The sequence below is a fragment of the Bifidobacterium merycicum DSM 6492 genome, from assembly GCF_900129045.1.
GTDB classification, from domain to species: Bacteria; Actinomycetota; Actinomycetes; order Actinomycetales; family Bifidobacteriaceae; genus Bifidobacterium; species Bifidobacterium merycicum.
Window position 1 is genome coordinate 1 of the sequence record NZ_FQTX01000010.1, and the last position, 7,258, is coordinate 7,258.

12 protein-coding genes are annotated in these 7,258 nt (G+C 58.2%); 6 read left to right on the forward strand and 6 right to left on the reverse strand.

The features are described 5' to 3' along the window. The 6 genes from BUB29_RS09315 to BUB29_RS09340 all read right to left on the reverse strand — a co-directional run. A partial coding sequence (locus BUB29_RS09315) for a hypothetical protein (RefSeq protein ID WP_143155200.1) occupies positions 1-1,419 on the reverse strand: 1,419 nt, incomplete at its 3' end. A gap of 112 nt (positions 1,420-1,531) precedes the next feature. Then, on the reverse strand, positions 1,532-1,714 hold the full coding sequence (locus BUB29_RS09320; RefSeq protein WP_033523966.1) for a hypothetical protein: 183 nt from the start codon (positions 1,712-1,714) through the stop codon (positions 1,532-1,534). Positions 1,715-2,055: 341 nt separating this feature from the next. Then, on the reverse strand, positions 2,056-2,358 hold the full coding sequence (locus BUB29_RS09325) for a hypothetical protein (RefSeq protein ID WP_033523965.1): 303 nt from the start codon (positions 2,356-2,358) through the stop codon (positions 2,056-2,058). A 220-nt stretch (positions 2,359-2,578) separates the two neighbouring features. Next, complete coding sequence (locus BUB29_RS09330) at positions 2,579-2,827, reverse strand: hypothetical protein (protein ID WP_033523964.1); 249 nt, start codon at positions 2,825-2,827, stop codon at positions 2,579-2,581. Beyond that, positions 2,824-3,141 carry a hypothetical protein gene (locus tag BUB29_RS09335; RefSeq protein ID WP_033523963.1) on the reverse strand — a complete coding sequence of 106 codons (318 nt, stop codon included), beginning with the start codon at positions 3,139-3,141 and terminating at the stop codon, positions 2,824-2,826. Before BUB29_RS09335 ends, BUB29_RS09330 begins: the two co-directional genes overlap by 4 nt. Positions 3,142-3,221: 80 nt before the next feature. Continuing rightward, on the reverse strand, positions 3,222-3,473 hold the full coding sequence (locus tag BUB29_RS09340) for a hypothetical protein (RefSeq protein WP_033523962.1): 252 nt from the start codon (positions 3,471-3,473) through the stop codon (positions 3,222-3,224). 116 nt (positions 3,474-3,589) lie between these two features. On the opposite strand from BUB29_RS09340, the gene BUB29_RS09345 reads away from it, so the two are divergent. The 6 genes from BUB29_RS09345 to BUB29_RS09370 all read left to right on the forward strand — a co-directional run. Next, on the forward strand, positions 3,590-4,024 hold the full coding sequence (locus BUB29_RS09345) for a hypothetical protein (RefSeq protein ID WP_143155201.1): 435 nt from the start codon (positions 3,590-3,592) through the stop codon (positions 4,022-4,024). A 72-nt stretch (positions 4,025-4,096) separates the two neighbouring features. Continuing rightward, on the forward strand, positions 4,097-4,357 hold the full coding sequence (locus tag BUB29_RS09350) for a hypothetical protein (RefSeq protein ID WP_033523960.1): 261 nt from the start codon (positions 4,097-4,099) through the stop codon (positions 4,355-4,357). Beyond that, a complete protein-coding gene (locus tag BUB29_RS09355; RefSeq protein ID WP_033523959.1) occupies positions 4,347-4,604 on the forward strand; it encodes a hypothetical protein in 258 nt (85 codons plus the stop codon). Before BUB29_RS09350 ends, BUB29_RS09355 begins: the two co-directional genes overlap by 11 nt. A 173-nt stretch (positions 4,605-4,777) precedes the next feature. Then, positions 4,778-5,089, forward strand: a complete 312-nt coding sequence (locus BUB29_RS09360; RefSeq protein ID WP_033523958.1) for a hypothetical protein — start codon at positions 4,778-4,780, stop codon at positions 5,087-5,089. 297 nt (positions 5,090-5,386) lie between these two features. Beyond that, entirely contained in the window at positions 5,387-5,566 is a 180-nt protein-coding gene (locus tag BUB29_RS09365) for a hypothetical protein (RefSeq protein WP_033523957.1), read from the forward strand. A gap of 285 nt (positions 5,567-5,851) precedes the next feature. After that, on the forward strand, positions 5,852-7,258 hold a 1,407-nt coding region (locus tag BUB29_RS09370), incomplete at its 3' end, for a hypothetical protein (protein WP_143155202.1).

Genomic DNA, 7,258 nt, shown 5'->3' on the forward strand with positions numbered 1-7,258 from the left:
ATTGCGATAATAAGGATTGAACGAATTAGGGTATAGGGGGGCGTTGTCACCGGGGAGCACATGGCCCAGGAGGTGCCCTTTATTGCTCTTAGTTACGCGAATGGTGTCAGTCCATACAAGGTGGGCACCTTTGCCGTCCTGGTAATGGCGTCCACGGATGTAGACGCTTGTGCCATCCTGGGTAGCGACATACCAGGGCGTCCAAGTCCAAGACCAGTGAGGCGCCTTATCATCGGTGTGCGTCTCTTCAGCACCGCGAAGCTTTTTCATGGCCTCTACCCACTGGACATCATCCAAGAACTTTTTGCGTTGTTCGAGGTTGTCGCAGTCCAGGCCCGCGAAAGCCTTGGTGGCGTCCTTGCCTAGCACGCCGAGCACGCCCAGAAACATGTTGTCCTGTCCCACCGCCCACGCGTAGGAGTCGCACCAGGCTTCGGTCCCATAGGTCATGTCGATGAGGCTTTTCGCGCTGCCCTGCACGAGCGAATCGATGAAGTCGACCCCAAGCGAGAGGACGCCGTCCTTCAACAGGCCCTTGCCTCCCTTGACGATGCCGGCGAAGATACTCTTGGCGGACTTGCGTCCGGTCACGTCGCTGGTCTTGACCTTGCCGAGATCGATCTTGCTGGACTTGCTTTTCTTCTCGACCTCCTTCTTGATGTCGTCGTAGTAGAGGCTCCCGCCGTCCCTGTCCAAAAGGGCCATCGCGTCGTATTTTTTGAAGTCGGCGGCGTCGTAGCCGATCACGTCGCCGAATTCGGGGTCGCGTTCCAGGTTGCCGTATTCGGCCTGGAGCACCTTGCCGGGTGTGGTGACTGTATCATCAGTCCAGGCGTAGTCAACGGCGGACTGGACGCGCTGCATGAGCGCGGTGCAGCTGCTGGCCTTCGCGCCGGCGTCGCTGTCGGGGTGATACGCCTGCGCCTGGGCGAGCAGATAGCTGCTGGTGTGGGCGAGCTTGAGGCTTTCTGCCTCGATTTCCTCGGCCGTGGGGATGTAGCCCGCCTGGCCGTAGCTGAGGGTGCCGGCGACGCTGCCGGTGTAACCGTCGGCGAAGGTCTCGCCGAGAGCGTTCAGAAAAACGGACATGTCCACGGTGACGTCCTCGTATGCGATTCTGCCGTCGTGCGCCGAGATGGCCTTGTCGAAATCGTTTTGAGTGGGGAAGCCGTTCAGCCGGTCGGCGAGTTTCGCGTTGATCTTGAGCGCGGTGCCGGTGAGGGTGACGATCTGGGCGGCGGTGGTCTCGCCCATCCACCAGGGCAGCTGTTCGCTGGTGACGCCCATCCGGTCGAACGCCTTGCGGGCGCTGCCGTACCAGGTGGGCCGTTGCACGTCGGCGGCGGCGGGAAGGGCGGGGGCGAGCAGCACGACACCGGCGCTCATCACCGCCAGAAGTTTCAAAAACCAATCCTTCATCTTTGCTCCTTATGAAAAACGCCCCCGTGTGTGGGCGGGGGCGGAAATTTCCGTTGTCAAAAGAGGATGGACAACGCTTAGAGGGGAGATCAGGAGACCCCTAACCGTGACGTCACTTGGCGGCGCGCTTGAACAGGCCGATGAGCTTCGGGACGCCCCAAAGGATCAGGGCAATGCCGGCCGCTGCGGTGATGACACCGGGGGCGGCGGCACCGAACTGGGTGCCGGCCTGAGAAGTGAAGTCACCGATCAGGGTAGACAGATCGGTAGCTGCTGCGGTTTCTGCGAGATTCATTTTTCACCTCCTTGCGAGAATCAGGTTGCGGAAAAATCCCATGAGCACGCCCGCAAGCCAGCAGAACGTCAGGAAAAGACCGTTAGCCATTGCGACTCCTCAGCGGGTGATGCGGTAGAACAGGGACAAGAGGGATTCGGCGATGGTGAGGACGCCGGCGACCGTGCACATGAGACCGATGAAACTCATGAGAACAATCCCAGACAAAAGGCGATGACAAAGACGATGACGAACACGAATGGAATCATCGACCACCTCCGAACATGTTGAAGCCGACCGTGAAGAGCAGCAGCGCCATGAAGACGCCGACCGTCTCCCAATCGGCGGGGGAGAGGGTGAACTCAGTCACCGAAGCCACCGGGCAAGCCAACGTAATTCAGCTTGCAGATGCCGTAAGGCGCACCGGTCCTTTTGGACACCCCATAAACGACATAGGGACGAATCAGCCAGCTGACGCTGGTCCCAGGGCGGAAATCGACCGCGCCGGTGCTCCTGGTGTTCTCTGCGCTGAAGGACACGTCGGAAATGCCGCCCTCGTTTTCGACCTGGACGGTCGCGTAGGCGGTGCCCTGCTGGTCGTGGTCGACACTGACCCGGCGAATGGTGCCGGCAAGGGTGAACGTCGCTTCTCGGATGACTGCCATCTTGGACCTCACAAACTAACTCGAAGCAATAAAACAAGGTTTAATATGAACTTACGTTCGATCCAATGGTGCACCCGTGGCCGGTAAAGCGCTTACCGGCCAGCCGGTACCGTGTCGGGGAGCCACTGGCGCACAAAAGCCCTGCACTTCGCTTCGCTTCGTTCCGGTCTGCTTTTGCTTGCCCCGGACGTGACCGGTCGAGTCAGGCGAAAAGGACGGACTAGATCATACGCGACCCGTCAACGTCGCCCTGGTCGCACTGGGCGATCAACCGCGCCTGGCTGACCCTTGCGACGTCATCAAGCCGCCAGAGCCACGACCGGTGCCAGACCATGCACTCGATGCCGCGAAGATCACGACATGTGGAGCGGTTGCGGCGCAAGGACTCGGGCGCGATGCAGAGCATGCGTGCGGCCTGGACGGTGTCGAGCCACCAGCAGCCTCTGATGAAGACGGCATCGATGGTCATGCGAGTTCCTTCCGAATCGCGAGTTCCTGGCATCGCTCGTAGCAGTCCCTGGCATGGACCGGGAGCATGTCGGGGGAGTCGCCCAGGCGCTGGGCGACGGTGTAAAGGCCGGCCTCAAAATCACGCTGGGCGTCGTCGATGACGGCCAGGAAGGACCGGTTGCGGCAGCCGGCGCACCGGCACGTGACATGCGACAGGCCTGTCAGGCGGCAGCCGCGACGGACGCCGACGATGTTCGGGCGATGGCAGATCGGACACCACCATTCGCAGCGCAGGCCACGGACGGTGCTTTCAAGCCAAAGGACGTTTCCCATTTCTCAACCTCACAATTTCCTATCTCGAATGACGAACGGCTTTATAAAACGATTTAATTAAACGAATGTAGCGGGATTGACTAGTAATCTTCGATTTTTCCGAACCTCCTTCGCCGTGGCACAAGAGGAATCTGGAAAGACCGGCAGAACGCGGCGCACGCTTCGGTGTCGCCTTTGGTGAGGTCGCAGATCGCGAGCAGCAGCGGTGCCAGGAACTCGCGGCGGGCTACCTTGCGCGACCAATGCCAGATTGTCAAGACCTTTTCCTTGGGGTCCGCGAAATCCTGGGCGGCGATTTCCTCATCGGTCCGCTCGATGCCGAGACCGCACATGACGCGCAGGCCACGGGACCAGACGAGGGCACGGCAACCCTTAGTAGCTTTGTAGTACTCCCGGCACAGAGCCTCGATCTCGGCACGGGTGTACCCGTTGTCCGATAATGTACGTTATGTCAGAAAACGGCAAGCATTCTCCCCTTGTCCGCTTTCTGAGTTCCTATGGCTATACTATTCCGCAGATTGTCGCGCTTTGTCGTGAATTCTACAAAGGTACCAAGGGTTCCAGGTCGCTGTACTGGTCTCGTGTGCGTAGACGCAAGGTCTCCCTGCGCGAATTCCTTGGCATCGGCGCCGAGAAGACCGACGAGGAGCTTGCGCAGCAGGAATACGCCGACCCGAAGTCTCACGTCCTCAGCATCTGGGACTGGAGCAAATGCCTTTCCCGCCGTGACCATCTCGCCGCCGATTTGCTGAATTTCTGCGACGATGTTGCCGGTGATCCGGAGCAATGTCGCTCCTGGTGCGTCCAGCACCGCATCATCATCACGCCGCCGAATCTTCGCCATGAGCGGTTTTCGGGATCCGACAAGATACCCATCGTTTAGGAGGTGCAGCCGCCATAAATAGACATACTTATTGTAAACGTTGGTTTTAGTTTTAAATTTGTGAGGTTTGATATGCTGATTTTTGCTACATACCAGGATTTTCTGCATGCTCTTTCGTCTGGTCTTTGCGATGACGATTCGAGAGTTTCCTTCGGCAGCTTCTTGCGTGACCCGCAGGTCATGCCGCGCGTCCACGGCGGCACGGTCGATATGTCTTTCGAGCTGGCCTTGCTGCCGATGCGCGGGCGCGGTCTACAGGCGACTTGGCGGGCGGGCGATCTGCGCGACTGCATTGCCAGGCGTGATGTGAAGGTCGTGCGCGATGAAGCTTGACGTCATCTATTTCTCCGGTGCCTGGTGGCTCGATACCGAGCATGCCGCTGTGCTGCTCCGCATCTCCCCCGACTCCCTCCGCCGCAATCGGACGAAAAGCATCGACCTGCGTACCATCGACTGCACGATTTGGCACCACGTCAGCCTTTGGCGCCTGGATGATGTTGTCCGCGTCAGCCAGACACGCATGCAAGCCGCCGCCATCAGCTTCGAAGCAAGCGAAATCGCTGGCGATTTCGCGCGGTAGCAGTCGTTTGGCCACTTTTCAAAAGTGGCTGGGGGCGCGGGGGAAACTCCCCCGCATCCCCGACACACGTACCGGTTAAGCGGTACGACATGCGCCCGTGAATCTGCAATCATGATGATGACATCCCCATGGGATACTCATTGGTTTTAATTTAATTGATTGTGAGGTTCAAAATGGCTCTTGTACGTGAAGTCGGTCTCAAGCTCGACGGGTCGGTGCGCAATGTCGCGATTGACCATGACCAGCAGGGCAATTCCTACGGCACGGTACAGGTCGAAAACGCCGACGGCATTTCCGACGTGTCTTTCAACAGTCGTGACACCAATGCGATGGGCGTGGCCGCGCTGACGGCGGGCACGCCCATCGCCTGGGTCGTGCGCCCCTATGTGGTGTATGGCGCTTCCAAGCGCAACGGCGCTCCATATGGTTTCCTCAAGCTCAATTTCGTCCGTGACCAGCTGGCTACCGTGGGTTCGCTTGACTGATGACAGAGTTCACGCTTTCCCAGTCGGATTGGAGCATTGTCGCCGTTTTTATGCTGTTGGTCTTGTTCTCGGAAGGCTTTCATATGTTCGGGGGTGGTCGCTGATGCAGTTGCTCCAGCAGATCGGCACGGTCGTGTCGATGATGATCGGACTTGAGGCTCTGCTGCGGCTCTTCTACCGGACTGCTCGATGATTTGCAGGTGCGGATATGTCCAATGAGATGTTGCTCTTCAGCTTCTGGGCTGTCGGCGTCCTGCTCGGTTACATTCGCTCGATTGTTACAAGGGGGTGAAAATCATGAATCTCGCAGAAACTGCTGGCACTGACCTGTCTACCCTGGTCAGCTCCTTTACCGGCCCGATGGGCACCCAGTTCGCAGCCGCCGCGCCTGCCGTCATCGGCGCAGCCGCCGCGATTGCCGTTGTGCTGTGGGGTGTGCCGAAGCTCATCAGCTTCTTCAAGCACTCTGCTAAGTGATGCATCGTGCTGTGGTGCAACGCTTATCGCATACGCCCCGTCGCAATGGCGGGGCTTTTTGATATCCGCCAGACGACTGCGATGCGCATAAGACAGTGACGTTATGCACGATTTACGCAAGTCGCAAACAGATTGTGTATAACTACCGCTAGTTATACACAATAAATACAGTATTTTTATGGATATGTGTATAACTACCCCCGGTTATGCACATACTGTAGAAGAGACGGGAAAAATGTGCATAACCGAGGTGGGTTATGCACAATGTCTGAAAAGGGTTGGAAAATGAGAGATTGGATACTAAGGATGCTGGCCGTGCTCTCGGCCGGTGTGGTGCTGCTCGCCCCGGCTCTCCCCGCCATGGCGGCGGATGATCTCGGCTTGCCCGCCTGGTACGGCGGCGCCCTGAAGGCCTTCGACCGGATGGGCACGACGGAGATCGAAAAGCCCTGGTGGATATCCAAGGGCACCGCCCGGAAAATACTGCTGATCAAGGACAACGCGACGGTCAGCATCGATGCGACGCTTACGGACGGTAAGAGGGACGGCTATCCCTCCCAGTCCGATTTCGACAAGGCTCTTGACGGCCACGCCGCCACGATCACCTACAAGGATACGACCTTTGATGTGCGAGCCTGGCTCAACTTGCTCGGCCAGACCTTCGCGGACGCATACGCCGAAAGTTCCTCGGGCGGCAGGGTCTACGGCGACAAGGGCTACATCCCCACCGCCGAGGAGATTGATACGGAGACCCTGAAGCTCGCCCACACTTCCAGCTACCTGCTGGAACAGGCTGAGAAAACTGATGACGACACAGTGCAGGCCGCGCAGAGCGCCTGTAAGGCCTTCGGCACCGTCGTGAACGCGGTCGATGTTGCATGGGACAAGGACATGGATACGCCGGGCACATATCTCGCCGCCGTCGAGCGAGATCCGGACTATGGCGACGTGATTACCTACGATGACAAGATCTTGCAGCGCTTCGACGCCATGGCGCTCCTCGACCGCGACAACGGCACCCTGTACTACGACCAGATTCAGAACGAGCTTGAGGGCAAGAACAAGTCCCTCGTGAACTACGATGACCTGAAGCCCTCCGCCGTGGTCGGCGGACGCAAGGCGCAGGCCAAGCAGTTCTTCGGAAAGGCTAAGACCAAAGTCAAGGAAGGTGCTAAACAAGGGCTTATCGATATGGTCAACAGCTTCGTCGGCGGGCTTATCCAGGACGGTACGACCAAGCTTGTGGACATGACCATTGGTCTCGATAATTGGTGCGGCACCATCAATTCCATGCGCTACGACCTTGATTCCAACTGGTTCTACAAGGCGATGGGATACTTTGGCAACAAGACCGTCGGCGGGGCGATGAACATCGACTGCGACGATTATCGCGAGCTTGGCACAGTGGCATCCGAAAAACAATGGAAGAACATTAAGGGCGCTGATGAGACGCATTCGGCTGATAAGGCGCCTCACTGGTCCTGGACCTATACACCCTGGTATGTCGCTACCCAGGATGGCACAAGCGTCTACATCCGTGGACGCCATTACCAGGACGGCAAAGGTGCCCACCTTGTATGGACTGACACCATTCGCGTAACTAAGAGCAATAAAGGGCACCTCCTGGGCCATGTGCTCCCCGGTGACAACGCCCCCCTATACCCTAATTCGTTCAATCCTTATTATCGCAAT

Coding starts and splice junctions, on each gene's coding strand:
- BUB29_RS09340 (WP_033523962.1), bottom strand. CDS start 3,473: ATGTGCGGTCTCGGCATCGAGCGGACCGATGAGGAAATCGCCGCCCAG.
- BUB29_RS09360 (WP_033523958.1), top strand. CDS start 4,778: ATGGCTCTTGTACGTGAAGTCGGTCTCAAGCTCGACGGGTCGGTGCGC.
- BUB29_RS09335 (WP_033523963.1), bottom strand. CDS start 3,141: ATGGGAAACGTCCTTTGGCTTGAAAGCACCGTCCGTGGCCTGCGCTGC.
- BUB29_RS09325 (WP_033523965.1), bottom strand. CDS start 2,358: ATGGCAGTCATCCGAGAAGCGACGTTCACCCTTGCCGGCACCATTCGC.
- BUB29_RS09365 (WP_033523957.1), top strand. CDS start 5,387: ATGAATCTCGCAGAAACTGCTGGCACTGACCTGTCTACCCTGGTCAGC.
- BUB29_RS09345 (WP_143155201.1), top strand. CDS start 3,590: ATGTCAGAAAACGGCAAGCATTCTCCCCTTGTCCGCTTTCTGAGTTCC.
- BUB29_RS09350 (WP_033523960.1), top strand. CDS start 4,097: ATGCTGATTTTTGCTACATACCAGGATTTTCTGCATGCTCTTTCGTCT.
- BUB29_RS09330 (WP_033523964.1), bottom strand. CDS start 2,827: ATGACCATCGATGCCGTCTTCATCAGAGGCTGCTGGTGGCTCGACACC.
- BUB29_RS09320 (WP_033523966.1), bottom strand. CDS start 1,714: ATGAATCTCGCAGAAACCGCAGCAGCTACCGATCTGTCTACCCTGATC.
- BUB29_RS09355 (WP_033523959.1), top strand. CDS start 4,347: ATGAAGCTTGACGTCATCTATTTCTCCGGTGCCTGGTGGCTCGATACC.